This window comes from Taibaiella helva, from assembly GCF_003545695.1.
Taxonomy (GTDB): Bacteria; Bacteroidota; Bacteroidia; order Chitinophagales; family Chitinophagaceae; genus Taibaiella; species Taibaiella helva.
Window position 1 is genome coordinate 1 of the sequence record NZ_QUZZ01000018.1, and the last position, 24939, is coordinate 24939.

Genomic DNA, 24939 nt, shown 5'->3' on the forward strand with positions numbered 1-24939 from the left:
TTGTATATATTATATACAGCTGTGCTGGTTATCCGGCCCTGCAGGCGGGCTTTTTACAGGATAGGCGCCTGTAAGCATTCCGGCAGCCGCCGTTCAGACCGCTGACGCGTCCCGACCGGCAAAATGCTTTCTACCTGATCGTAAAGATCTCATACCCTATCTTGGGTTCATGACATTCCGTTTTCATCTTCCTTTATCGCCTTTCTTTTGCTGCTGCTGGTAGAGATTTGGGTTAGCACACGCGTCTCGCGTGTGCTTGTATATATTATAGATAGCTGTGCTGGTTATCCGGCCCTGCAGGCGGGCTTTTTACAGGATAGGCGCCTGTAAGCATTCCGGCAGCCGCCGTTCAGGCCGCTGACGCGTCCCGACCGACAGAATGTTTTCTACCTGATCGTAAAGATCTCATACCTTATCTTGGGCTCATGACATTCCGTTTTCATCTTCCTTTATCGCCTTTCTTTTGCTGCTGCTGGTAGAGATTTGGGTTAGCACACGCGTCTCGCGTGTGCTTGTATATATTATAGATAGCTGTGCTGGTTACCCGGCCCTGCAGGCGGGCTTTTTACAGGATAGGCGCCTGTAAGCATTCCGGCAGCCGCCGTTCAGGCCGCTGTCGCGTCCCGACCAACAGAATGCTTTCTACCTGATCGTAAAGATCTCACACCCTATCTTTGGCCCATGACATTCCGCTTCCACCTTCCTGCCTTTATCGCCTTTCTTTTGCTGCTGCTGGCAGAGGTCCCTCATAGCACTATATGTACACGATCGCCTGGTGAGGCCCTATGGCGGTGATCTGCTCGTGGTCGTGCTCATCTATTATTTCGTCAAAGCCTTTGTTGGGGTCAAGCCTGTACCCCTGGTGATTGCCGTTTTTCTTTTCGCCTGCGCAGTAGAGGCGGCACAATATTTTAACCTGGTACAACATCTCGGCCTGCAAAAGAGCCGCTTCTGGACCATTGTTATAGGTAACTCCTTTCATTGGCTCGATATTCTTTGCTATGCTTTGGGTGCTGTGGTTGTACTGATCATCGAACTGGCGCTGTCTAAAGCGAGAGTATGGCACAGCTGAAGCCGCTAATCTTAGCCTGCTATAAATGCAAAGCCTTCTGTCTTTCCCGACAGAAGGCTTTGTGCTTTTTGCGCATTGGCGGAAGGGCGCTGCTATTGAATGCTTACCCGCTGGCGCAGCGGTGTGCCGTTCAGCTGCAGGAAATACACACCCCTGGCCCAGGAAGAAACATCGATGCTCAGGGTGTTTTTGCCGCTGACCAGCGCAGCGCTGTACACCTGCCTGCCTGTAGCATCGCAAAGGCTCAGGATACCTTGCTGGCCCCGGGGCAGGTTGACAATGGTATTGAGCCGGCTGCTGGCAGGATTGGGATAGCAGTTCAGGCTGGGCTCGGTTAAAGAGACAATGACATTACTGTTGTCCTCCGGCGCCGTGCCCCTGTTGTATATGGTGCCATATGCCGCGCTGTTGTCCATGCGCAGGGTATGTGTCCAGGTAGCGCTGCCGTAGGAGGTGCTGAAGTTGGCATAGCTCCAGATATAAGCGCTGCTCGACAGGGGATTGTTGAAATAGACATTGCCATCTTTGTAGCGGTTGATCACCACAAAGTGACCGCCGCCGCTGTTCCAGCCCCAGCGGGCCACCATATGCTTGCGGGAGGCCGTAGCCGTGGCCACCTGGCTGGCCGAGAAAGCATAGCCATAGCCGGTAGAAGGAATGCCATAATTGTCGAGGATACTTTCTATCGAACCATCGCAGCCATAGATGCTTTGCGGTGAGTTGAAGGTAGCCGGACTGGTGCAGGGGCTGGCTGTGCTGCTGCTCAGGTTGCCGCAGCCGCCGAAGATATTGCCGTTCTCCTTATCGCGCGATACACCTACCAGGGTACACTGGCTTTGTGTGCCTGAGCCGTAAGCCCAGTAGAGCATCGCGCTGCAAGCCGCCCAGCACCATTGGGTTTGTTCCTGTACATATACCGGTACATAGGAGCCGGTGGTTTGCGCGTTTACCGCGCCGCTCAGGGGCAGCAATACCGCCCCGAAGAAATAAGTATAGATCCTTTTCATGTTTGGAATAATTTGGGTGAAAATGAATGAATCAGCTGCCCGCATCTTCTTTTACGGTAGCCCGTGCCTCGGCAGCAATGCGTACCGCCTCACGGAAAGCCTGATCGGGCTGCAATACCTGCCCGTTCTGGTGGCCGGGGCCTACGCTGATGTCCTGCCAGCGTTGTGCTTCCGGCTGCCACAGGTAGTCGGCATTGTTTTGCGGGATATGCAGCAGCGTAAAGTAGCCGGCTGTGGTGGCTTCTTTACCCTTCATTATCGCATCCCAATTCATGGCTTCGTTGTGGCCGCCAAGACCCGCGGTGATCCATTGGCCTTCTTCGTTGGCGCTGAGGTACATGAAGCAGCGGGCAGTACCCTTCAATACCAGGGGCAGCATCACCATTTGTGTGCGTGTGGCAGGGTTGTTGCCGCTGATCACCGACTCGTCGGAGAAGGCGGTTACATACAAAGGGGCGCCGATGCTGATGGCAGAGAAATCGTCCTGGTCGGAGAAGCCGTATACTTCCAGGTGATCGGGGGGCAGCCATTCCAGCACCCTGGTCAGGTTGTGCGCGGCAATGTCGTGGGCTTGCATGGGATGAATGGGCAAGGCGGCTGACTGGGCCATGGCCCCTAGCGGCAGCGCCAGGCCAAGGCCCAGCAGCAGCGCTTTCCAGCGGGGAAATTGTTGTTGCATTTTGCAGGTGTTTAGTGTAGCTTAAAGATATACCGCGCACAGGCCCTTGCACCCCGTGCCTGGCTACTTTAACAGAGCCTTCCGTTTTGGGTCGTCCTTTCAAAGCCCCTGCAGGACTGGATCCTGGCCCGTTAAGCTTTTATAAATCAGTGCGCAAGCAGTTATACCCGGAGGCTGCCGGGGGGTAATTGCCGGGAAAAATGGGTGGTGATCGACGGGGGTAAAATCGCGTAGGTTTTTTACCCCGGAATAGCTCCGGAAGCGTGAAGGTAACAGCGAAACAGCGGCTTTTGCATCGGTCGCCCTATCCTACACCGGTCTTCTCTATGCCCAAAAATACCGAGCGGTAGGGATACCCGCGCTGCCGGGAAAAGCCAACCTTTACAACCTGTCCCTATACCGAACCCATGACCCGCAACTTGCTCTTCCTGCTGCTGCTTTGCTACCTCTGTGCCTGTAACGGGAACAGTGCCGACATTTCGATAACGGTGGTGGAAGAAGATAAAGAACCGGTACCCTATTATGGCGGCCGCTGTACCGGCAGCAAGCCTTGCACGGCCTGTAAGAATTGTAAGTATTGTAAGCACTGCAGCAAGCAGGGCGGCACCTGCGGGGTATGTCAATAGATATTGCGGGCGGGCAAGGGCAGCTGCAACGGAAGCGCTTCAGCTAATGGTGTGCCGGGTCGGATATCCGGCGAAGGGTATGCCTTATGGAGGGAACAACATTTCCTATCGCTGAGTGCAGCTGCTTTGTTGCTCACCTGACATGCTTTGTTGCTCACCTGACATGCTTTGTTGCTCGCCCGACATGCTTTGTTGCTCGCCCGACATGCGTTGTCGGAAACAAAACATTCGTTCTTGCAAACATGACATGCGTTGTTGAAAACATGCGGGTAGGCTTTTCAGTATTTGACATGCATTGTAGAAAACAAAACATGCGTTAATGCTAACGCGACATGCGTTGTCGTCAACACAACATGCGTTGTTGAAAACATAACTTTCGTTCTCGTAAAGTGAACCTCGTTTATCGATGCCAGGACCAAGGTTTACGACATGACCACATGCCTTATCGAAGGGCATGCTCCGGCTTTCGAAGCGAAGGGCTGGTTTATCGACCGGAGGGGTAAGCTTTTTTACAAGAGGAGCAGGCTTGCAGCAGATGCTGTACCGGACAGCGCGGCCCCGGCTTTCTTTATGGTAAGCAGGGACAGGATATGAAGCCGGTAACAGCAACTTTTGCAGCGAGACAAAGGACGTGGGGAACAGGGGCGGCGTAGCGTGGTATACAACGTAGCGGAACAGGGAGCGCGGTCTTTTAACAGAGCGTGGGTATGGCCCCTAATATAAGCCTCCGGAGGCTTGTAGCAGGCAATGTAGCGATACAGGACAACAGGGAGAGAGAAGAGCCGGCCGGCACAGGTGTGAAGCGTATAAGGGCTTAGCTGCGCTGGGTAAAGCTGAGGCCGGCTATATGCTTGTATTGGCCCGAGCCGGCGCCGTACACGCTCTTTACATAAGCTTTTACCGCTTTTACGTTAACGATAATGCCTTTGAGCGGATGAAAGAACAGCCGGTTGCGCTCGTCGCGCACCTCCTGCAGGGCTGCCAGGGCTGCGGATACGGTGCGGTGGCATTGGCGCATATTATCCAGCTTTGCCTCGAGGGCGGCCAGGTTAAGGTGGATCTCGTTAGGCCGGTAGCAGGCTTCGGGCCTCAGGGTTTCGATCAGGAGAGCAAAGTTGTCGATGCGGTTGGCGTAGCTCATTTGTGTGGTCGATACGGTGGTGGCTTGCGCGGTTGCATCGGGTGTTGCCCCGGCATCTGCCGGTGCGGTACCGGCCGCCTTTGGCTTGACAGTGCGCTGGCCTTTTACCCTGCGCGATACGGACTGGAGCGTAGCCAACGCCTGGTCCGAAGCGCCGCAGGCCTTAAAGGCATAGCCTACACTGGTGGTGAGGCGGGAAAGATCGGCAAACTCGATCTCCTGCTGGTCTACCGCGAGGCTGTAGGCCGACTTGCGCTGGTTGAGCAGATCCTGGATATCGAGGCCTTGCTGCAACTGCGCCTGCAGGGCGGGCAGTGTCAGCTGGAGATTGGCCGGCTGATAAGAGGGCCAAAGCTCTGCAGCAGGTCGAGGAGGGCGGAGAAATGGGTGAGGTTTTTGGCATAGGTACTTTCTGAATGCTTTGCCATGATGCTTGATTTTAAAGAATGAACAATACTCAAAGCGGATCAAGCGCTGTGCCAAAAACAGGAAAGATGTGTGAAAGCGGGGAAAAATCACCTGTTAGGGTGATTGTGGCGAGGGGACGATTGTGGGGTTGTGGAAGTGAGGGAGAATTTTAATCTTTGGTGAGATTTAAAGTAAAGTTGTTGGTGATAACATCAACGGATTTCTTCAGTATTTAGTAAACCGGCGTTTAGATGCTAATCATTAGATTGATAATAAGAAAAAAGAATACTACTTTCGAATAAGAATAGTAAAATAATGTATTAAAATGAACTTAGAATTTGACGTAAAAAATGGTAACTCTATAATATTAGTAGTTCAGAAACAAGCTAATGATGAAAATAAATATAATCTAATCGATAGCGATAAAGCTGTCTGGATGGAGTTACGATTTACTGGGAAAAACCTTGATATTATAAGTCAATCGACAGATATTATTGATGATGCGGAAACAATAGATTCAAAGTTGGATTTGTTACTTCACTCTATTATCGAAGCCGAACGCTCAGGTACTGATGAATATAGCGAAGCAGGAGATAGTACAGAACTTAATCCATACGACCCAGATAAAATAAAAGTTCGTAGTGATAAAATATCTGTAACCCTTATTAGCAACATGATAGAAAGCGGAGATATTGACATGAATCCTGATTTTCAAAGAAATTTGGTTTGGAACAACTTTCAGAAGTCCAGACTTATCGAATCAATTCTCCTACGAATTCCCCTTCCAATGTTCTATTTCGCTGAAGACGATGAAGGGAAACTTTCTGTAGTTGATGGATTACAGCGACTTACAGCTATCAAGGAATTTATGGATAATAAATTTTCTCTGAGGGACCTACAGTATTTAACGGATTCTTGTTATGGGAAATATTATGAACACGAAGGGATAAAAAAAGGGTTAGATCCAAAGTATTTTAGGTGGTTTAACCTTACTACAATATCTGCCAACATTATAGATCCTACGTCTCCGTATAAAGTTAAATATGATATTTTTCGCAGAATAAATACCGGAGGTAGGCCTTTAAATAACCAAGAAATCAGGAATTGTTTGACAGGACAGGGTTTACGCGATATTTTAAAGGAAATGACTGCATTACCAGAATTTAAATCTGCAACGGATAATAGTATAAAAAGTACAAGAATGGATGATCAGGAAATAGCTTTGAGATTCCTTGTTTTTTTTATTATGTATGAGAAAAATAGAAATATAAATAGTTATAATGGTTATATGGATGCCACACTCGACGAATTTACTGAACTAAACATAAAGACAAAAAAGGAGGACTTAGAACATTATGTTGTACTTTTTTCTAATGCTATGAAAAACGCGGAATATCTTTTTGGTAAACGTCATGCTTTTAGAAAGATACTTCCAAAAGATATATCTCCTAATGCTCATAAACAGTTAATCAATAAGTCACTTTTTGTTTGCACCTCGGTACTTTTAGCTGAGTTCGGCCATGAAACTATTGTGGATTTTAATGAACGAGATTCTTTGCGATCTGAAATTGCAATGATGATAGAAGAAGATGATGAGCTTTTTGCATATCTATCATATGGGACAAATGCTAAAGCTAACCTATTGTATACTTTCAAATCATTAAAAGAACTTTTTAATAAGAACATCGATTATTAATCATGATTAATCTAATCATTAAAAACTTCAAATGCTTTCGTGCAACTAGTATACCAGTCAATCAGCTTACTGTTTTGACAGGTGCCAATGGTAATGGTAAGAGTACTGCAATTCAATCTTTGTTATTGTTGAGAAGAACAATTGAACATTGTGGCAGTTGGGAAGACACAAGATATACTTATAACAAAATAAATGGATTAAGTGTCGAATTAAATGGTGTGTATTGTTTAAATCTCGGTAATAGTGAAAATATATTACCTACGGATTATGATGAACCTAAAATCATATTGGGGATTTCGGTTAATGAAGGAAATTTTCAAATTGATTTCAGTACAAATACTGGACAAGAATTAGGGATTACACCGGAAAATATCATTAACGAATTAAAAGATAACCCACTTTTTTATCAAGAATTTTATTATTTAAATGCTGAAAGAATCGGACCAAGAATTACACAAACTATTAAATTTTATGATTATCCCAATGTTGGCGCTAAAGGAGAGAACACAGCACAAATAATTTCAGATATAGATTCTAATTATCATTACCGCGTAGACGAAAAGCGTCAATTGAAGGATCCAACATATTTAAAAGGAAGCAGATTTCAGCATCAAATTAATGCTTGGCTTTCTTACATAATTGACGGAGCCACCATTATCCCTTATCGAGATGATCACACACACACGTCAAGAATTGTAGTTGAAAGTAAATTCTCAAAAGGTAAGTCTACATTTCCAACCAATACGGGTTTCGGGATCAGTTATGTTTTGCCAATAATTGTTTCAGCACTTATTGCAGAAGAAGATCGTTTTTTAATAGTAGAGAATCCAGAAGCTCATTTGCATCCTTCTGCCCAATCACGTATGGGTTATTTTCTTGCCGTTATTGCAAATGCAGGAGTTAAGATAATAATAGAGACTCATAGTGATCATATTATCAATGGGATACAATTAGCAGTTGCAAGAAAAAATATTGATTTTGAGAAGTGTACTATTAATTTCTTTTGTCAGGGAGATCAAGATCGTCAGCCAGAAGTAAAAACAATTCCCATTAATGAAAAAGGCGAGTTGCAAAGTTGGCCTAAAGGATTTTTTGATCAAAGTCAAATAGATTTGACCGAATTATTTAAAATGAGGAGGGAATAAATGGGGCAATTATTTTTACTTAATGAAGCTATCGTAGCTAAAGATGAACAGAACTTTAAGGAGGGAATGCTTCGCCTAATGGGAATAAATAAATATGAAAATCATAGATTTTTGAAACATAATTCCATTTACGAAATTTCAGTTTTTGATGAGTTTATATATACTAAATTTAATGGACAGCTGGAACAGGAAATTTTGCGTTATATAGAGCAATTGACCTCCTATTCAGAGGATTATGTAGATAATGAAAGTAAAGCTAATGACTATTGTCATTCAACGTTTAACGGATTTTTAGGATTTGATTTTTCAAATAGTAAAATTAATATTAATAAGCAAGTTGACTGTGAGCTAAAGTATAGAGACTGGTGCTTCAGATACTCACCTGATAAAGAATATTTGCTTACTGAGACTTTAATACATCCTAACGAGAAAGAAAATCATTTTGCAGATCATCACGGAAAAAAAGAGTTGAGCGAATTTTGGGATATTATTAAATTTTGTCCATTTATTAGAAAAGGAAGATCTGATAGGTTTGGTGGTAAAAACTTCATCCGTAAGATTCACGATGATGGCAAAATAGAAGTAGTGCTATATAAGACAAGTAAACAATATGCCATTATGCTTGAAACCACAGGAACTAATTTTCAGGAAACTCAAGCTATCGCTAATATAGTTGAAAGAGACTATAATCGTTAAACTAATATTTTTAGATTTCGGCTGCATTATAGGTTTAATAATGCTCTAGAAATAGCTCATTGCAAAAGCCCCAACCGGGGCTTTTTCTATTTAAGATCACTTCTCCTTTATCAACCGTTCCAGCTTCTCTATCATCTCGGCCTGCTTATCGGGATCCTTCACTCCGCTTCGCTGCGTTCAGGATGACAGCGTGGTGTTTTTGGTGGCTAACGCACCCGGGCTTTTGGATAGGGATGGGGCTGTGGGAAGTGTACTTTGGGGCTATTTATCGGGATCCTTCACTCCGCTTCGCTGCGTTCAGGATGACAGCGTGGTGTTTACAGGTACGGCTGGCTCGAAACCTTATATACCCCATTGTCATGCTGAGGTCTGCGGAGCAACCGAAGCATCTTGATCGTATATTTTGCTGGTGCTGAAGTAAGGTTGATGACCATTTGTCACTTTTTTGCTTCTCCAAAAAAGTAACCCAAAAAGGAGCCCAAAAACAATCGCTCCGCGTGTTTTTGGTGGCCATCGCACCCAGGCTTTTGCATAGGGATGGGGCTGTGGGAAGTGTACTTTGGGCTTTTGGTCCGCTACGTAACAGTGTAAACAGAAGATGTTCCTGTACGATCGGGATCCTTCACTCCGCTTCGCTATGTTCAGGATGACTGTGTGATGTTTTTAGGTGGGCCGGCTCGAAGCCTTATACTCCCTATTGTCATGCTGAGGTCTGCGGAGCAACCGAAGCATCTTGATCGTATATTTTGCTGGTGCTGAAGTAAGGTCGATGATCTTTTGTCACTTTTTTGCTGCTCCAAAAAAGTAACCAAAAAAGGAGCCCAAAAACAAATCGCTCCGCGTGTTTGGTGGCCAGCGCACCCGGGCTTTTGGATAGGGATGGGGCTGTGGGAAGTGTACTTTGGGCTTTGGTCTGCTATGTAATAGTGTAAACAGAAGATGTTGCTGTACGATCGGGATCCTTCACTCGCTTCGCTGCGTTCAGGATGACTGTGTGGTGTTTTTGGTGGGCTGGCTCGAAGCCTTATACACCCCATTGTCATGCTGAGGTCTGCAGAGCAACCGAAGCATCTTGATCGTTATATTTTGCGGATGCTGAAGTAAGGTTGATGATCTTTTGTCACTTTTTGCGTCTCCAAAAAAGTAACCAAAAAAGGAGCCCAAAAACAAATCGCTCCGCGTGTTTTTGGTGGCCAGCGCACCCGGGCTTGTGGATAGGGATGGGGCTGTGGGAAGTGTACTTTGGGCTTTTGGTCCGCTATGTAACAGTGTAAACAGAAGATGTTCCTGTACGATCGGGATCCTTCACTCCGCTTCGCTGCGTTCAGGATGACAGTGTGGTGTTTTTGGTGGCCATCGCACCCGGGCTTTTGGAATAGGGATGGGGCTGAGGCAAGTGTACTTTGGGGCTATTTATCGGGATCCTTCACTCGCTTCGCTATGTTCAGGATGACTGTGTGATGTTTTTAGGTGGGTTGGCTCGAAACCTTATACACCCCATTGTCATGCTGAGGTCTGCGGAGCAACCGAAGCATCTCCCAAAAATCACTTTGAGCTAAGGGACTCTTCGACTATTGCTCTTTTTCTTTCTTCTCCTTCCCCTGTTTACAAGCTATGCGCAAATGCTCCTGTCCCTTGTCGCTGTGGCGGGGCGGTATGCTGCGGCTCTTGAGGGCTTTACGGTACTTGCGGCATTTTTGTCCCATAATTTGATAACGCAGAGCAAGGGATTAAGTTGCGGTAACTGAAAGAGCTGGGTAGAAAAAAACCGCAAAGAGCGCAAAGGATTACGCAATGGGCGCAAAAGGCAGACCGCGAAGGATACAAGGTACTAAGCAACAAAAGCCGGAGCAGGCCTTAACCCGTCTCCGGCTTTTTTACATCGGGTAATCCCCGGGTCCAGATGCTTAGCCTTTGGACTTATCTAACATCTAACATCTAACATCTAACATCTAACATCTCCACTAGGGTTCATTACCGTTGATGATCTTCACGGGGAAGTAGTAATTGCCGTTGTTGTGGTTGGTGTATTCGCTTACGATGGTCTTGTCCTGTACGTAGAGGATAAAGTTGTAATTGCAGCTGGTACCTTCGGCGAGCAATTGATCCATGGGCCATCCGGCGGGATTGGTAGCCATATCGAGGTTGGCCAGGTTGAAGCTGGTAAGGGTGCCTTCGGCGGGTACCAGCGCCGGCCTGGCGGGCACGGGACTGGTGCTGTGCACCAGCTGCGGCGCTGCGGATACAGAGCTCTGCTTCTGGATCACCATACGATAGAAATCAAAGTTGTCGCTGGTGGGGGCGGTGAAATCGGCAGGGATGATGAGCGGGTCGAAGGCGATGCCCTTGATGTCGATGGTCTTGAAATTGCCGCTGCTGTCGCGCATATAGAGGTCGGTGCAGGGCGGCTGATCGCCGATCTTGGTGATGATGCCGGTAATGTTCTCGTTATCGACCCACACTTTCTGAATGTCATAGTAGTAAGTACCTTCGGTATCGACCACTTCGAGCAGCACGCTGTAGCGCCCGCTGGCGCCGGTACCCCAGGAAGATGGATTGAGCTTGGGCGTGGGGATATAGATGAAGGTATGCAGCAGGGGAATGTAGACGGGCATCTGGTAGGTGTAGAAGCCGTTGTTGGTGAGGCGCGACAAGGGGCCGGGCAGCTCGTTGTTGCTGATGATCTCGGCGGGTGTAAAGGTCGAATAGCTGCTGTAATCGGCGCGGCAGATCTGCGTCCAGCCGTTGGCCGGGGCATTGTATTGCGGGCCGGTGGGCGGCTGCGCGCTGCTGAAGTCGTCGTGCTTGTAGTAGAGGGTGTACTCTTTGATCTGCTCGCTGCTGCAGCCGTATACCCTGGCGGCGCCATAGACGCCCACCGTGCCGCCGATAGTGCCCAATGCAGAGGCGGCGCTGTCGCTGAGGTGCAATTGTTCGTTGGGGTCGAGCACATCGGGTGCGGTACGCCCGCCTATATTTTTGATATAGACTTCGGCGGTGTCCAGCTGGAAGCTGATCCAGGCGTCGGCGGTGCTGCCGTTGCCGCTGTACACGCGCAGGTGCACGGTAAAGCTGGTGGAGGTGGCCACGCGTGCGCCGGCATTCTCGATGGCCTGCTGCACGTCGATAAAGCCCAGCGGGCCGTTGAAGACACTGTGATCGCCCTGGCTGAGCCCGGTATCGGGATTGCCTGCGGTATTGGCGTAGACGATGCTGTTGGCGATGGTATCTGTGCCGTTCCACAATAAGGATAGCTCGTAACGCTCGAGGCCGCAGCCGCTGGCGGTACCGGTAATGGGGATATACTTGCCGCTGAGCAGTTGGAAGCTGCCGTCGTAGCAGCCGGCAGGGGCTGTAAGGCCGGCCGACAGCGAGCCTTTGGGACACTCCACGCAAAAGTCGATGCAGAAGCAGTTGGACAGGTTGGAACGGTCGCGGTCGTGCCCGCGCTGCCGGTTCTCATTCAGCAGCAGGGTGCCGTCGGCGGCTTCGATACGGAAATACACATCGGGACCGGCAGGCCATTCTACATTGAGCCAGCTGAAGATGGTATGGCTGTAATCGGCTACGGTATAGTAAATCTTGAAATGCCCGTCGTTGGCGGTAATGCCGTAGCCCAGGGGATCGTCCTGGATGAGGTCGACATCGAAGGCCAGCACTTTAACACCGCCTACCGGCTGCTTGCCTTTACAGTCGTGCACATGGCCGCAGATCACGTGAAGGCCAAACAGGCGGAGGATATTGCACCAGAAGCGATGCGGGATGGCGTATTCCCAATAAGCTGTTGCCGGGGCCTGCTGCTCGCGGATGCCGCCTTTCCATGCGGGCTGCAGCGTAGTGATGTGAAACTGCAAGGGGCCTTCTGCTTTGGGCTTCAGCGTCTCTCTTTGCTTAATGTCGAGGGGCAGGGTGTCGCAGGCAAAATCGATCTCCAGCGGACCACCTTTGTAGCCGGTTTTTTCGGCGTCGAATACAAAGGAGAAGTTACCTTGATCATCGGTCTCGGCTTCGGCGATCAGGCGTTTATCCAAAGCCTTTAATTCTTCTTCGCTGCGCTGGTGAAAGGTATCTTTTTCGCTGGCGACAGCCAGCACGGTGACTTCGGCCCTGGGGTCGGCCTGGTACAGCTTTACTTTGGCATGATAAAGCGGGTCGGAGCAATCGCCGCAATAATAGGCTTTAAGATTGCCTCTGAATTGGTGTTTCATAGGATGGGTAAATTTGAAACGCATGCCTACTCTGTTCCCTTTTCGGCTTCCGGGCGCTTACTCTTTTAAAGGATTTTGGGCTTCCTCCTGGTGGATGATGAAAGGCATAACCGGGTAAGGACGGGTAACGGATACCTCGTCGCGGACAGGAAAAGATTTCCTGCCTGCGGGCCTCAAACGCAGTATCGTTTGGGAAAGATTAAGTCCGGTAATGCGTGCGGGAGTGGGACAGGAGAGCGCGTGCGTTCGTTAAGGGTTTACAGGTAGGGATCAGATAGGGGCGTTTTTTCTCCCGGTGATGAGGAAAGCGGAGAAGGATAGCACAAAGGTAGCGCTGTATGCTACCGCGCCAATACGTTTTAAGGCGTATTTATGGCGCTGTACGTGGTGCATTAAGCTAAAGCGGGGGCTCCGGACGCTGTTATCCACAGGCTGTTTTTTTGTATTTTCAAAACGGATATCTGCAATTTTGCGCTATGCTGCACCGGCTGAAAATAACGGTCTTATCGTTTTTCCCGGCCCCGGTGATCGTATTTCGGAGACACACAATATCTTTACCAAAATTCTACACCATGGATGCCCTGATCGCAGTGATGAACCAGGTATTCGAGATCAGCCGGAAGCTGGAAGAGGAGCACCTTTCATCACGCTTTGAACGCAATTTCAACAAGCTGAACAATATCTTCGAGGAAGAAGGTTTTATCTGCAACAACCCGCTCGGTGAAAAATACACCGATGCCCGTACCGACTGCACTGCCAGCATCGCCGGGGCCGAAGGCCGCGATATGGTGATCACACAGGTGATCAAGCCGGTGATCTATCAAAAGAAGGATGGCGCCCTCAGCCTGGTGCAAAAGGGTATCGTGATCGTGGAAAGAAAAAAATAAAAAGAGATGAGACCTGTAAATTTCGGTATCGACCTGGGCACGACCAATTCGCTGATCGGCCGGTTCGATAACGGTAGCGTGACCGTGTACCAAAATCCCATCGGGCATAAAGAGACGCTGGCTTCGGTGGTCGCCTTCCGCAGCGACCGCATTCTTGTCGGCGATAAGGCCCGTGAGTATATGCTTAAAGATGCGGTCAATGTGTTTGGCGGCTTTAAGCGTCGCATGGGCACCGATGAAAAATATTATGTGGTGAACCTGGATGAGAACGTGACGCCGGTGCAGCTGTCGGCTTATGTGCTGCAGGAGCTGCAGCGTTTTGTGCATGGTGGGGAAAAGCCCGAAGCGGCGGTGATCACCATCCCGGCTTCTTTCGATACCATGCAGAGCAATGCTACGCATACGGCCGGCAGGGAAGCGGGTCTTAAGGAGGTCTTTTTACTGCAGGAACCCATCGCCGCCAGCCTGGCCTATTTCAACCAGGCGCCCGGCGAAGATCATGAAGGCTGCTGGATCGTGTACGACCTTGGCGGCGGCACTTTCGACGTGGCGCTGGTGCAGATCAAAGAGGGCGAAATGAAGGTGGTCGATCATGAGGGCAACAATTTCCTGGGCGGCCTGGACTTCGACCTGATGATCGTAGAGCAGCTGATCGTGCCGGAGATCGTGCGCCAGACGGGTATAGCCGATTTTGAAACAGAGCTGAGCACCGCCTACGGTCCTTATGAGAAGCTGTACTACGAGCTGCTGTACAAAGCGGAGGAAGCCAAGAAGGAGCTGTCGTCGTATGAAGCGACGGAGATAGAGTTCAGCACGACAATAGGCGATCGCCGCTATGATTTCAATGTGACGATTGACAGAGCGGCTTTTAACCAATTGCTGGAAAAGCGGGTGGAAGAGACGCTGAGCATGCTGCGGCAGGTGCTGGAGCGTAACCAGCTGGCGGCTGCCGACATTCGCCAGCTGATCCTGGTCGGCGGCAGCACTTTTATCCCTTATGTGCAGGAAAGGCTGGAGCTGGGTACGGGTATACCGGTGAACAAAAGCGTAGACCCGACCACTGCGGTAGCGGTAGGTGCGGCTTACTATGCTGCGAACAAGTATTATACGCCATCGGTATCGCCGGTGGAGGAGCATGCCGATATCGGATCGCTGCTCGATAACATCGTGGCGGCCCCGGAGCAGCCGGAGGAGCCTGAAGTGCAGCTGGTGCTGTCGTACAGCAAAATGAGCAAGGAACCGGAAGAGGTGTTGCTGGTAAAGGTGAATGGCAATGTATTCAACTACAGCTACCGTATTGTGCGTGCCGACGGAGGCTTCGATACCGGCTTTATGGCCCTGAAGGCCAAGTTCACGGAGTTCCTGCCGCTGTTGCCCGGTGTTGCTAATGTGTTTCGCCTGACACTGTATGATGGACAGAACCGTGAGCTGCCGGCGCTGGGACAGGAGCTGACGATCACGCACGGGCAATACAGCATAGCCGGTCAGCCGCTGCCCAAAGACATCTGCATAGAGGTGGACGACCGGGAAAACCATACGACGAAGCTGGAGCTGGTGTTTGAGAAAAACAGCATTCTGCCGCTGAAGAAAACCTTGTACCGGGAAATATCCAAGACGATCAAGAAAGGCAGCGACGATAAGGTGATCATCAATATACAGGAAGGCGACCGCTATGCCCGGCCTTTGTCCAACCTTACGATAGGCTGTATCGAAATACAGGGCAAGGACCTGAAGTCCGACCTGATCAAAGGTTCCGACATTGAGATACAGCTATTGCTTTCGGATAACCGCGAACTGAGCACCGAAGTGTACCTCGTAATGACCGGGCAGGAGTTTAAGAATGTCTTCGCGCTTTCGGAAAAGTGCATCAGCGTCGCCCGCCTGCGCGAGCAGTTCAACGACCTGGAAGCGGAAATACGGAAGACGGTAAAGGGCTTTAATTACGAAGAGAACGAGATATGGGCGATACAGGCCAACAGCCTGCTCGACGGGCTGCTAAGCCATAAAGCATCTTTGCACAAGCTGAAAGACAAGGAGCGCTCGGATAAGAAATATGTGATCGCGGAAGCCATAGGCCGCATCTCACAGGAATACGATAAGATCGGCGGTAACGAGCGCCTGCAGCAGCTGCAGGCCGAATACCTGCATGCGCGCGACTATGCCGAACAGCAGCTGCCGGCCTGCGATTTTGAGCAGGACCGGCTGAAGGCCAGATTTGCGCAGCTGGTACAAAACGAAAGCCAGGTGTTGCGTACGCGCAACCCTTCTATATTGCAGAAAGCGATCGGCCAGCTGAACGACCTGATCTGGGAGATACTGACCAATACCACCAGCTATCTTATCGTTTACTTTCACCGGCTGAAGGCGGCCGGGCCCGATGCCTTTACCAATTATGGCGCGGCGCAGAGCATCGTGCGTATGGCGGATAAGGCGCTGGAGCAGGAACGTTTCTTCGAGTTCCGGCAGCATGTCTACAATCTCTCCCATTTGCTGCACAACGCGCAATCCATGGCGGGTACTACTGACTTTAAAGGCACGGGAATAGGATAATATGGCGTACCAATCATTGATCCGCTTTCTTGACTATGCGGGCGTAGCGCCGGAAGCCGTGGCTACGACGAGCATCACCCGGATGAAGAAGCTGGCCCAGGCTGAATTTGCCTTGCAGCCCGGCGGCATCATTACGCTGGAGGGCATCAGCTTTACCAGCAATGATGTGCTGCAGGAGCTGGACCATCCCGATGTGCAGCAGCGGCTGCGCTGCCACCTCCTGCTGTGGGAACATAAAGATCTGCTGGAACTGCTGGAGCAGGATCATCTGAACATGGACCGTATGGACCAGTGGCGCGGCCTGTGTTACGATGTGGGCTTCCGCAATTTTATATCGTCCTATTTTGCCACGGCTTTTCACAGCGCCATGACTTCTTTGCTGGGCAATAAGGATCTCTACAATGCGTCGATCTGGATCGATTACCTGGCCTTTGTACTGCCCGAAGATGAAGAGCGGGCCCTGCGCAGCGTACGGCTTTTCCTGGAAGATGCCCTGAAGCTGTTCCGCAACCTGAACGATACTTCTTACCGCGACCGGATGGAAGAGCTGAAGGTGTGGCGCGACGATTCCTGGAGCCTGTTTATCGATAAGCTACCGCGTTCGCTGATGCCTTATGCGGATGAGCTGGCCAATGCTATCATCAATTTTACGGTGCGGATACAGAAGGCCGACCGAAAGCTGTGCTTTGAGCTGAGCTCGGGCCTGGTGGGCCTGCAGCAGGTGAATTATTCGCTGCGGGGACTGATAAGGAATAACCATGAGATCTATAGGAAGAAGCTGAACCGGGGGGTATTCAATATGCCGTCGCTCTACCCGGTTGTGGTAGGATTGATCATCCTGATCCGTGTGCTGTCCGGTATGGATTTTTCCAGCAGCAGTTCGGGAAACAATACGGAGGGTGAATACCAGGCAACGATGGAAGGCCTCGCCTACCAAGGCATCCGGCTTTTTTTTAATCACCAGTACGGGACTGGTCAACCGCCTGCCCGGGGGAGGAAACAAAGCCTGAGAAATGTCGTCTTCTCCGATAAGCCGGTCTATCTTTTTCTCGAAAACTGGCCCGGCGACGGCCTGTCTCCGGTAGCCCTGGTCAACAATACCCGGGAACGGATCAAGGTCGATCTGATCAGCGCAGGTAATGTATCCAATGTCACTGTAGGGTCTCATGATATATTGGGTATACAGCCCGAGCGGGAGCACAATATGGATATGATACTGACTTTTCACCAGGAAGATCCCAGGCTGACTGTCGTTCCGGAGACGAAATACCTGCAATTCCTGTTTGTCTCGGCTGAACCTGGAAGAGTACGGCATAACCTGAATTTCGCAAAAGAAGAGAGGGTAAGCCTGCCTTTGATACAGCCATCCTCGCTGAAAGACATACCGCTGGTAATGACCATTGATGAAAGGGATAGTGGCTACGTCTTTTCGCTGAAAGGAAAGGCAGGGGCAGTCAATTACCGAACCTTACCTGCTGCAAAGAAATGAGCAGGTGATTGAATTATAAATTCCCTGCTGTCATTCTGACTGCAACTCGCGTAGCTTGTGGAATGAAGAATCCTGATCATACAGCTTACCCATTTTCGCCGCGGCGCTGCGTCGTTGCGAGACATATGTTTTGTCTTTGCCGTTCAGATCGCTACCGCGCTCCGACCGGCCCGTCGCGCTGTTGCGAGACATAAGCTCCGCACTCACCATTCAGACCGCTGGCGCGTTCCGACCGGTTAGTTGCGGCGTATGCTTTTTGAATAGCGATGAGCAAAAAAACTTCTCCTTCTTTTCTGCTTCGCCAACGGCGAAGCCCTCATTGAATCCAACAGAACAATAAACAAATACTGAAATAAAAAAGAAGCAAAAAGGCGACACAAATTCAAAAGCTCCGCTGAATTTGTGTAGCCGACGCACCCGGGCTTTATTTCATGACCGGGCTGTGGAACAGAAACATCGGCTTTATGTGCAAAGGAATGCGCAGGTGATTGAATTATAAATTCCCTATTGTCATTCTGAATGCAACTTGCGTAGCTTGTGGAATGAAGAATCCTGATCATACAGCTTACACATTTTCGCCGCGGCGCTGCGTCGTTGCGAGACATATGTTTTGTCTTTGCCGTTCAGATCGCTACCGCGCTCCGACCGGCCCGTCGCGCTGTTGCGAGACATAAGCTCCGCACTCACCGTTCAGACCGCTGGCGCGTTCCGACCGGCCAGTGGCAACATCGCATTGCCACGAGCAAATAAAAAATCCCGCTGTGGTATGACACCGCAGGGGACAGAAAGCAAAGATATCTGCCTATTTCAAGCCGGCGCGTTCCAGCAGCGCGTCCACAGAGGGTTTGCGGCCACGGAAGGCTACGTACAGCTCCATGGGATCTTCAGTACCGCCCTTGCTCAGCAGGGTCTTGAACTTAGCGGCCGTTTCCGGATTGAAGATGCCGGTCTCTTTGAAATAGGCGAAGGCGTCGGCATCCAGCACTTCCGACCATTTATAGCTGTAATATCCGGAGGAATAGCCGCCCGGGAAAATGTGGGAGAACGAAGGGCTTTGCGCGGTATGGTCGATGGTGGGGTAGAGCTGCGTTTCTTTCGTAGTCTGCTTTTCGAAGGCCTCTATCGTCTCGCCGGCCTGCAGCCTGCCGGTATGATAAGCCATGTCGAGCAGGCCGAAGGACAATTGGCGCATGGTTTGATAGCCTTCCATAAAATTAGCAGAAGCGACAATCTTATCGATCTTTTCTTCCGGCAGGACCTCGCCGGTCTGGTAATGACGCGCGAAGGCGGACAGGAATTCTTTCTGGTAGCAATAATTCTCCATGAATTGCGAAGGCAGCTCAACGAAGTCCCAATACACATTGGTGCCGCTTAGTGTCTCATATACAGTATCGGCCAGCATGCCGTGCAGGGCATGGCCAAATTCATGGAACAGCGTGGTCACCTCGTTGAAAGTAAGCAGCGAAGGTACTTCGCCTGCAGGCCTGGAGAAGTTGCACACGATAGAGATATGCGGCCGGTGATCGGCGCCGTTGCTTTTGCTCTGCCCTTTGAAGGCCGTCATCCAGGCGCCGGCGCGCTTGCCTTCCCGCGGATGCCAGTCGGTGTATAGCAAGGCCTTGTGCCGCCCGTTTTCCAGCACTTCATATACGGTTACTTCATCATGGTATTTTGCAATGTCGTTACGCTCCGTAAAGCTTAGGCCATACAGCTTACCTGCCGCATTAAAGGCAGCCTGCAATACCTGCTGCAGCGGGAAATAGGGCTTCAGCTCTTCTTCGGAGTAATCGTATTGCTGCTCGCGCAGGCGCTCGGCGTAGTAAGCATGGTCGTAGGGCATCAGGGTATCGATACCATCCTTTGCCGCCAGGGGTTTCAGCGCTTCCACATCCTTGCCGGCATGCGGCCTGGCTTTGTGCAGCAGGTCGTTCAGGAAATCGAATACGGTACCGGGCTGCGCAGCCATGCGCTCTTCCAGCACGAAGGCGGCATGGGAGGCGAAGCCCAGCAGCCTGGCTCTTTCGTCGCGCAGCTGTACAATGCGCCGTATGTTTTCTTCGTTATTGTATTCATTGGCCTTAAATGCCTTCTGGCCGTTGGCCAGGTGCAGCTCTTTCCTTCTTTCCCGGTTGGCGGCAAAGGTGAGGAAGGGCACCAGGCTGGGATATTGCAGGGTAATTACCCAGCCTTCCAGCTTGCGCCTTTCTGCCTCCTGCCGGGCTTGTGCTTTAATGGAATCCGGCAGCCCGGCAATGTCTGCTTCGCTGGTCAGGTGCAGCATGTAGGCATTGGTTTCCTGCAGCACGTTCTGCGAGAATTTCACCTTCAGCTGGGCCAGCTCCTTGTCGATCTCCCGTAGCTTTTCCTTGGCGGCATCATCCAGCAGGGCGCCATTGCGGGTGAAGCTTTTGTAGGTCTTGTCGAGGAGGCGGCGCTCTTCACCGCTCAGAGTGCTTTGATCGGTATGCTCCACCACGTATTTTACTTTCTGAAAAAGTCCTTCGTTGAGGGTGATGTCGTTGCCGAACGCTGCCAGCAGGGGCGATATTTCTTGCTGCACCTTTTCCAGGTATTCTGTCGTTTCAGCCGACGTAAGGTTGTGGAAGGCTTCCGTTACCCGGTTCAGCTGTTTGCCCGCGCCTTCCAGCGCAGCGATCGTATTGGCGAAGTCAGGAGCGGCCTTATTATCGACGATGGCCTGGATCTCCTGTTTTGCAGCGTCTATCAGCGTAATGATAGCAGGTTGAAAATCCTCTTCTTTCACCTGGTCAAAAGGGAAGCTCTCAAATGGCGTCTGAAAGGGATGCAGCAGTATATTCATGTTTAGATTGTTAGACTTTAGATATTAGATGTTAGAAATTGTAAGTATTGGGTATTGGGTATTGAGATTTGGTGCTTGGTACTTGGTTCCGGATACTTGGTACCTAATACCTGATACATAAGAATCAATGTTTAAAATGCTCCTTACGGTAGCGCTCCCCGGCTTTCACGGCAATGGGCAGGCTGTTTTCCCTGGGGGGTATCGGGCAGTTGTAGCCGGTGGTAAAGGCGCAGTAAGGGTTGTAGGCTTTATTGAAATCGATCACCACTTTCCCGTCGTGGATATCCGACAGCTTCAGGTCGATATACCGGCCGCCGCCATAGCTTTCGTTGCCGCTGGTACGATCGACAAAAGGCAGGAACAGCTCGTCGGCGGTCTCCGCTTTTTCCTTGAGCGCCAATAGCTGGTAGGTGTAGAGTTGGTAAGGTTTGCCATTGAGCAAAAACCGGAGCAGGGCGTATTTCTGCGCTTCTTTTTTCTTGCCCGATGAGGTGGTCAGCTTAAAGGGCTGCTCGTTGTTCAGCCGCTCCACGGTGGCTGTGACGATCATTTGTTTGTTGGCCGGGAAAAAGGAAAGGTAGGCGGTATCGCCTTTAATGATGTCGTACAGATCGTGGGTGTATTGCCGGCGATGCTGCTTTAACGAAGCTTCGTAGTTTTGCTGCGCTGTAGCCTGCAGGCCGGTCAGGAAAAGTATGCCGAAAAGAATGCCTTTCATCCGCATTTTATTTTGCTCAAAAATACGGATAGCGGGGGAAACGGGACGATTGAAATTGATGATGCCGGGATGGCGCGCCGGTGATGCAATCGAGGCGTCTACAAATGTTTTGCTCCTACGGAGCAGTTAAGGCCTTCTCCCAGATTCAATGTCAGCGGCCTGCTGCACCACCGTGCCGCGAGCGGCGTTACACATTGTAGCACTCTCTATGCCATACTGAGGTCTGCACCGCAACCGAAGTATCTCAAGTCGCGCCAATAAAGCAATTGAGATGCTTCATACCGCATGCTGCGCAAGCTATATTCAGCATGATAATGGGGTGTATAGCATTGCAGCCGGTAAAAACACAGCCCTTGCCGGTGTGCTTGTATCATAAGGCTTGCCGTTCAGGTCGCTATCGCGCCCCGACCGGCGCTGCACATACTACGGCGCCATTACATGGATGGTCGCTTTGTTACAAACCTTTTGCGCCTACGGAGCAGTTAAGGCCTTCTCCAGGTTCAATGTCAGCAGCTGGTTGCACCACCGTGCCGCGAGCGGCGCTACACATTGTAGCACTCTCGATGTCGTACTGAGGTCTGCGCAGCAACCGAAGTATCTCAAGTCCCGCCAATAAAGCAATTGAGACGCTTCATACCGCATGCTGCGCAAGCTATATTCAGCATGATAATGGGGTGTATAGCATTGCAGCCGGTAAAAACACAGCCCTTGCCGGTGTATGCTTGTATCATAAGGCTTACCGTTCAGGTCGCTATCGCGTCCCGACCGGCGCCGCCTGCGAGGATACATTCACAAAACAAGGACTTGGTGTCCTGGCGCCTTTGTGAGAAAAACATTAGGAGCAAAGACAGCGGGGTTATGCGGCGGCTTTTTGCCAGGCGACTATATCAGATGGTGGCGCCAGCCTCCTTGGCTGCCAGGTCGCATGCAGGTGTTGGGCTAAGGCCTACCATTTGCTGCTGCTCCGGATCCCATATCTTCAGGCGCAGGCAGGCGGCGATATCTTTTACAGAAAGAGTGGTGATTGTAGCGTGCTGCAGCTCGGGCAGGGCTTGCATCACCTCGGGTAAGCGGTAAAAGGGTATACGTGAATTGAGGTGGTGAATATGGTGGTAACCGATATTGGCGGTAACCCAGCGCCAGAAGCGGTTGGTCTTCATATAGCTCGACGATTGCAGCGCGGCGGTCTCGTAGGCCCAATCTTCGTTGGATTTGAAGATCACGCCGGGGAAGTTGTGCTGGGCATAGAACAGGTAAGCGCCTATGGCGGTGGAAATGAAGAAGGGGATCATAATGCCGGCCATCCAGGATTGCCATCCCAGGAATACAATCGTAAGGGTAATGAAGGCGGCATGCAGGATAAGGGACAGCAGGGAATCCAGGTGACGGCGCGGGCTGCTCAGCAGGGAATTGACGCACATGCCGAACATGAACATGGAGAAATAGCCGAGCAGGATGGTGAACGGGTGCCGGATCATCAGGTACTCGCGGCGCTCTTTATTGCTCATGTTCTCAAACTTGCGGCGCGTGGCCACGGGATAGGAGCCGATGCTGGCGCTGAAGAGCTTGGAATTGTGGCTGTGGTGATAATCGTGCGAGCGTTTCCAGATACTTTTGGGCGCCAGGATATAGATGCCGAACGCGGTCATAATCGCATTGGCCAACTTTGATTTCTGAAGAATAGTATGGTGCAGGTAATCGTGATAGATGACAAAAAAACGGACAATGATCAATCCCTGGGCGATACCGGCTGCCAACTGCAGCCACAGCCAGGGCGCAAATAGCGCTGCCGCCATGGTTGCCAGCAGCAGGGCAAACGTGGACAACATATACCACCAGCTCTTCGGGCGGTCTTCTTTGGCAAATACCTTGGTGGCCAGGATCAATTCTTTCCCCTTACGAAAGGGCTTCACTTCCGTCGCTTCAGCTAACATGATACTATTGTTATATTGGTCTAAACTGTATAAACGGTAAAGATGCTGTTTTTATTAGACAATTCACAGCTTAATTACCCTACATGAAAATTATGGCCGTTTGTGTTTCCAGCGGCGGTGTGACCAGAGCCAGGTTTCCGGCTGACCGATAATATCCTGCTCCAGGCGGTGTGTATGCCGCTCGGTGATCTCGCCATCGCCGGTAGCTGCGGGGTTTTCGACCAGCTTTTCTACGTGGATCTGGTAATAACCCCGCTTTATTTTTTTTACAAAGGCATACACAATCGGATATTTCAGCTTACGCGCAATACGCTCTGTGCCCAGGAATACCGGCGTGTCCTGGTGGAGAAAGGTCATCCAGTGGGCATGGTCGGGATGCGGCGTCTGATCGGCAATAAAGGCCGTAGTCGTTGTCTCGGCCCGGTGCGCCACCATCTCCTTGAAGGTATCTTTCATGGCGATCAGCCTGGTGCCGAAGCGCCGGCGCATCTTTGTGATCAGGCCGTTCATATAGGGATTGGCCAGCGGGTGGTAGATCACATACAATTGCGATCCCGGCACCTCGAGGCTGCAGGTATTGCCTGCCCATTCCCAGTTGCCCTGGTGTCCCATAACGAGGATCACACTTTGTCCTTGTGCGGCAAAGTCGTTGAGCAATTGCTTCGACGCCGGTTCAAAGCTGCAATGACGCAGCATCGCCTGGGGGCTTATCGTCAATGTTTTGAAGGTTTCCAGGAACAGGTCGCAAAGGTGGCGGTAAAATTTCCGGCGGATCTGCTTCAGCTCTGTTTCTTCCTTTCCCGGGAAAGAACGGCGCAGGTTTAGCAGCACCAGCCCTTTACGGTAGCCGACCAGGTAGAACAGGATCAGGAAAAAAAGGTCGGAGAGGGCATACAGCAACGGGAAAGGCAATAGCGAAAGCAGGTAGAGAAAGGGCAGCGACAGATAATAAAAAACAGCTTTCAAGGACTATTGCGGGTTGAGCGGACAAAAATAATAAAAAAAATGCTTTTGTTTCTCCCTAATGCGGCGCCGGCCTATTGCATGTCGATCTTCACGCCCAGCTGTACGACATAGTTGCTGAAATCTTTGCTGCTGCCGAAACGGGCGTTGCCGATAAAGAAATTGTAAGCCATGCTGCCTTCGATCAGCACATGGGAGTGCACGCGGTAGCGGAGCACGAAGGCAGGCGCTACGCGCAGGAAATAGTTGTTGTCGATGGGTAGCGGTTTTTCTCCTTCATAGGCAATGCCATATTCATCGTACCAGGTATAGGGCACCATGATCGACTTATCGGCCAGGTGAAATGCGGAAAAGCCGGTATACAGCCTTAAGCCGGCTTCCAGCCGGTTCCACTGCTGCACTTTAAATTCGTTGAACAGACTGATGTCGTAGTAGGTGAGCTGCGATTGCCCGATCGCATAGCCGAAGGTGGGGGTAACCTTACGGCCGGAAGCAGACAGGCTGATCCCTATCGAAAGATTGTCGGTATACCAGGCCTGCAGGTCGAGGCCGCCGCCATAGGACTGCTGCTGCATAAAGGGTGTCGTAAGCGCGAAAAAGCCCATCTGTCCTTTAAGGCTGTCCAGCGGGCGGAACATATTGTGCTGCTCGTAATCGGTATACTCGTCCTCTGCCTGGTAGTCGTCGGCGTAGATGGCGGTATCGGTATAGGCGGCAGTATCGGTGGCCTGAGCATGGGCTGTGCTCAACAGCGCCAACAAAGACAAAAGGGTAAAGGTGAAGCGTTTCATATTATAGGGATAATTGGTCGTTGTTTTTTGGATCAATGCAATTAAAAAAAGTTTAACGGGCAGACAAATATCCCCCCTTTTGTGGTAGGCCGATGCTCCCGGTAATCC

Annotated in this window: 18 protein-coding genes; 9 read left to right on the forward strand and 9 right to left on the reverse strand. The window is 50.5% G+C overall.

The features are described from left to right. Positions 1 to 772 precede the first annotated feature (772 nt). Positions 773 to 1072 (forward strand): ribosomal maturation YjgA family protein, encoded by a 300-nt coding sequence (locus tag DZC79_RS20070; protein WP_262607369.1) that lies wholly within the window; start codon positions 773 to 775, stop codon positions 1070 to 1072. A 92-nt stretch (positions 1073 to 1164) separates the two neighbouring features. On the opposite strand, the gene DZC79_RS20075 is transcribed toward DZC79_RS20070, so the two are convergent. Further along, positions 1165 to 2079 (reverse strand): T9SS type A sorting domain-containing protein, encoded by a 915-nt coding sequence (locus DZC79_RS20075; protein ID WP_198666972.1) that lies wholly within the window; start codon positions 2077 to 2079, stop codon positions 1165 to 1167. 31 nt (positions 2080 to 2110) lie between these two features. Then, positions 2111 to 2758, reverse strand: coding sequence for a hypothetical protein (locus DZC79_RS20080; protein ID WP_118953414.1), 648 nt, complete (start codon positions 2756 to 2758; stop codon positions 2111 to 2113). A 407-nt stretch (positions 2759 to 3165) separates the two neighbouring features. Between DZC79_RS20080 and DZC79_RS20085 the strand changes: the two genes are divergently transcribed. Next, positions 3166 to 3384 (forward strand): hypothetical protein, encoded by a 219-nt coding sequence (locus tag DZC79_RS20085; protein WP_118953415.1) that lies wholly within the window; start codon positions 3166 to 3168, stop codon positions 3382 to 3384. Positions 3385 to 3813: 429 nt separating this feature from the next. Further along, positions 3814 to 3978, forward strand: a complete 165-nt coding sequence (locus DZC79_RS21395) for a hypothetical protein (protein WP_157977301.1) — start codon at positions 3814 to 3816, stop codon at positions 3976 to 3978. Positions 3979 to 4198: 220 nt separating this feature from the next. On the opposite strand, the gene DZC79_RS20090 is transcribed toward DZC79_RS21395, so the two are convergent. Further along, positions 4199 to 4819: a hypothetical protein gene (locus DZC79_RS20090; RefSeq protein WP_118953416.1), complete on the reverse strand. Its 621-nt coding sequence runs from the start codon at positions 4817 to 4819 to the stop codon at positions 4199 to 4201. Positions 4820 to 5258: 439 nt separating this feature from the next. Between DZC79_RS20090 and DZC79_RS20095 the strand changes: the two genes are divergently transcribed. From DZC79_RS20095 to DZC79_RS20105, 3 genes are read left to right on the forward strand one after another with little or no spacing between them, the layout of a single operon-like run. Continuing rightward, complete coding sequence (locus DZC79_RS20095; RefSeq protein ID WP_118953417.1) at positions 5259 to 6629, forward strand: DUF262 domain-containing protein; 1371 nt, start codon at positions 5259 to 5261, stop codon at positions 6627 to 6629. A gap of 2 nt (positions 6630 to 6631) precedes the next feature. Next, on the forward strand, positions 6632 to 7774 hold the full coding sequence (locus DZC79_RS20100) for an AAA family ATPase (protein ID WP_118953418.1): 1143 nt from the start codon (positions 6632 to 6634) through the stop codon (positions 7772 to 7774). Beyond that, a complete protein-coding gene (locus tag DZC79_RS20105; RefSeq protein ID WP_118953419.1) occupies positions 7775 to 8470 on the forward strand; it encodes a hypothetical protein in 696 nt (231 codons plus the stop codon). A gap of 1964 nt (positions 8471 to 10434) precedes the next feature. On the opposite strand, the gene DZC79_RS20110 is transcribed toward DZC79_RS20105, so the two are convergent. After that, positions 10435 to 12678 carry a hypothetical protein gene (locus tag DZC79_RS20110; RefSeq protein WP_118953420.1) on the reverse strand — a complete coding sequence of 748 codons (2244 nt, stop codon included), beginning with the start codon at positions 12676 to 12678 and terminating at the stop codon, positions 10435 to 10437. A gap of 572 nt (positions 12679 to 13250) precedes the next feature. Between DZC79_RS20110 and DZC79_RS20115 the strand changes: the two genes are divergently transcribed. The 3 genes from DZC79_RS20115 to DZC79_RS20125 are packed head-to-tail and all read left to right on the forward strand — an operon-like array spanning position 13251 to position 17604. Then, the gene (locus DZC79_RS20115; protein WP_118953421.1) at positions 13251 to 13565 is read left to right on the forward strand and encodes a hypothetical protein; all 315 of its coding nucleotides are present in this window, start codon (positions 13251 to 13253) and stop codon (positions 13563 to 13565) included. A gap of 6 nt (positions 13566 to 13571) precedes the next feature. Then, positions 13572 to 16115, forward strand: a complete 2544-nt coding sequence (locus tag DZC79_RS20120; RefSeq protein WP_118953422.1) for an Hsp70 family protein — start codon at positions 13572 to 13574, stop codon at positions 16113 to 16115. A gap of 1 nt (position 16116) precedes the next feature. Continuing rightward, positions 16117 to 17604 carry a hypothetical protein gene (locus DZC79_RS20125; RefSeq protein WP_118953423.1) on the forward strand — a complete coding sequence of 496 codons (1488 nt, stop codon included), beginning with the start codon at positions 16117 to 16119 and terminating at the stop codon, positions 17602 to 17604. An 802-nt stretch (positions 17605 to 18406) separates the two neighbouring features. On the opposite strand, the gene DZC79_RS20130 is transcribed toward DZC79_RS20125, so the two are convergent. The 5 genes from DZC79_RS20130 to DZC79_RS20150 all read right to left on the reverse strand — a co-directional run bounded on the left by DZC79_RS20130 (position 18407) and on the right by DZC79_RS20150 (position 24867). Then, positions 18407 to 20425, reverse strand: a complete 2019-nt coding sequence (locus DZC79_RS20130; RefSeq protein ID WP_118953424.1) for a M3 family metallopeptidase — start codon at positions 20423 to 20425, stop codon at positions 18407 to 18409. Between the two features lie 124 nt (positions 20426 to 20549). Beyond that, a complete protein-coding gene (locus DZC79_RS20135; RefSeq protein ID WP_157977302.1) occupies positions 20550 to 21143 on the reverse strand; it encodes a DUF1684 domain-containing protein in 594 nt (197 codons plus the stop codon). 887 nt (positions 21144 to 22030) lie between these two features. After that, positions 22031 to 23077, reverse strand: a complete 1047-nt coding sequence (locus tag DZC79_RS20140; protein WP_118953426.1) for a fatty acid desaturase family protein — start codon at positions 23075 to 23077, stop codon at positions 22031 to 22033. A gap of 90 nt (positions 23078 to 23167) precedes the next feature. Then, positions 23168 to 24043, reverse strand: coding sequence for a lysophospholipid acyltransferase family protein (locus DZC79_RS20145; protein ID WP_118953427.1), 876 nt, complete (start codon positions 24041 to 24043; stop codon positions 23168 to 23170). 71 nt (positions 24044 to 24114) lie between these two features. Next, on the reverse strand, positions 24115 to 24867 hold the full coding sequence (locus tag DZC79_RS20150) for a hypothetical protein (RefSeq protein ID WP_118953428.1): 753 nt from the start codon (positions 24865 to 24867) through the stop codon (positions 24115 to 24117). Positions 24868 to 24939 lie beyond the last annotated feature (72 nt).

Coding starts and splice junctions, on each gene's coding strand:
- DZC79_RS20105 (WP_118953419.1), top strand. CDS start 7,775: ATGGGGCAATTATTTTTACTTAATGAAGCTATCGTAGCTAAAGATGAA.
- DZC79_RS21395 (WP_157977301.1), top strand. CDS start 3,814: ATGACCACATGCCTTATCGAAGGGCATGCTCCGGCTTTCGAAGCGAAG.
- DZC79_RS20125 (WP_118953423.1), top strand. CDS start 16,117: ATGGCGTACCAATCATTGATCCGCTTTCTTGACTATGCGGGCGTAGCG.
- DZC79_RS20100 (WP_118953418.1), top strand. CDS start 6,632: ATGATTAATCTAATCATTAAAAACTTCAAATGCTTTCGTGCAACTAGT.
- DZC79_RS20075 (WP_198666972.1), bottom strand. CDS start 2,079: ATGAAAAGGATCTATACTTATTTCTTCGGGGCGGTATTGCTGCCCCTG.
- DZC79_RS20080 (WP_118953414.1), bottom strand. CDS start 2,758: ATGCAACAACAATTTCCCCGCTGGAAAGCGCTGCTGCTGGGCCTTGGC.
- DZC79_RS20140 (WP_118953426.1), bottom strand. CDS start 23,077: ATGTTAGCTGAAGCGACGGAAGTGAAGCCCTTTCGTAAGGGGAAAGAA.
- DZC79_RS20135 (WP_157977302.1), bottom strand. CDS start 21,143: ATGAAAGGCATTCTTTTCGGCATACTTTTCCTGACCGGCCTGCAGGCT.
- DZC79_RS20085 (WP_118953415.1), top strand. CDS start 3,166: ATGACCCGCAACTTGCTCTTCCTGCTGCTGCTTTGCTACCTCTGTGCC.
- DZC79_RS20120 (WP_118953422.1), top strand. CDS start 13,572: ATGAGACCTGTAAATTTCGGTATCGACCTGGGCACGACCAATTCGCTG.
- DZC79_RS20110 (WP_118953420.1), bottom strand. CDS start 12,678: ATGAAACACCAATTCAGAGGCAATCTTAAAGCCTATTATTGCGGCGAT.
- DZC79_RS20130 (WP_118953424.1), bottom strand. CDS start 20,425: ATGAATATACTGCTGCATCCCTTTCAGACGCCATTTGAGAGCTTCCCT.
- DZC79_RS20115 (WP_118953421.1), top strand. CDS start 13,251: ATGGATGCCCTGATCGCAGTGATGAACCAGGTATTCGAGATCAGCCGG.
- DZC79_RS20095 (WP_118953417.1), top strand. CDS start 5,259: ATGAACTTAGAATTTGACGTAAAAAATGGTAACTCTATAATATTAGTA.